Source organism: Desulfosporosinus burensis, assembly GCF_054657535.1.
This window is the reverse complement of record NZ_BAAHYN010000046.1, coordinates 1-1,360: the sequence shown is the minus strand read 5'-3', so window position 1 is coordinate 1,360 and position 1,360 is coordinate 1. Positions and strand designations below refer to the sequence as shown.

1 protein-coding gene is annotated in these 1,360 nt (G+C 46.2%); it reads left to right on the top strand.

The window, feature by feature from the left end; genetic code table 11:
• Window positions 1-137: 137 nt before the first annotated feature.
• Window positions 138-1,360, top strand: a 1,223-nt coding sequence (locus ACYQ3Q_RS28245; protein ID WP_459931715.1) for a tyrosine-type recombinase/integrase, incomplete at its 3' end; no start/stop codon positions are given.

The window sequence follows — 1,360 nt, the reverse complement described above, 5'->3', positions numbered from 1 at the left end:
ACTTATCCCGCAAAATGCGGCATCCCGACTAATTGTCATAAGCCCTCATATCAAGCCCTTCCTTCACAAAAATGGCGGGATAATATTTCTTTCATTATGCTGTATATTGAATTCACTAAATTCAATAGGAGGCTTACATGGAAGACAATACGATTTTTGGAATCATCCAACAGACATTGGCAATCTTAGAAAAGGAAGTAGGATTAGCAAAATCTACACTTGATGTAGTCGCATCTCGTAGTTTCAAACCGATCTCCGAATTCTTCAAGGAAAAGCAGGAGGTATATTACAGTGCAGATTTGCTGAACGAGCTAGATCAACGCTATCAGGAGAATCTGAAGACAGGGGCGATTTCACGGAATGTATATAACCTCCGCACTCGAGGTACCAGAATACTGCGAGAGGTGTATGAGACAGGCAATTTCGTCTGGAAAGGACCAGTTAGCAAAAGTATCCCCGTTTTACCGGAAAGCTTTGAGCATATTATCAACGGTCTCGCCGATGCAGTCCGCATGGAGATGCGAAGCCGCGATACGCTGTACATAGTTAGGCGTTTTCTGTTGCTGCTTGCCAGTTTTGACATCAACAACATTTCTCAAATTGAGTCAGAGCATGTACAGATGTTTCTGAGCGATGTTTCCCAGTCACGCGCAAAAAGCATGGATGATGTTGTCGGCGCTCTTCGCAAATTAAATCGATATCTTACTGGATCGGGACTATCCGGTCTTCCATACGCAGGCTTACTTATGGCACCGAGAGCAAGAGAAGGAAAAATATATCCGTGTATGCCCCAAGATGATTTGGGATTAGTCATAAAGTCAATTGACCTAAGCACGGCAATCGGCAAACGCGACTATGCCATTTTGCTGTTGGCTGCAAGCAGTGGTATGCGGGCTGGGGATATAGCGAAAATCAAACGTTCAGATATTGACTGGCGAAAAAGCGAGATTCATATAGTTCAGGGGAAAACCCAAGCGCCTGTCAACCTTCCGCTGCAAAGGGGCGTTGGAACCGCCTTGGCCGACTACATTCTTAATAGTCGTCCGGAATCGAAATCCCCGGAGATATTTTTAAGAAGCCTTGCGCCTTTTCAAGGATTTAAGGATGGCGTCTCGGTAGCATGTGTCTTGCGCCGACGGATGAAGGCAGCGGGAGTATCACATACGCTTGGTGATGGAAAAACGATGCATGGCATTCGGAGGATGCTTGGCACCCAAATGACAATGGAAGGCGTGCCCATAACAACGATTGCACAGATACTTGGTCATCAAAACACTCACGCGACTAAACCGTATATTTCTCTGGATATTGAGGGCTTGCGCGAATGCGCATTGGGGTTCGACTCTGTCGGGGAGGGCTC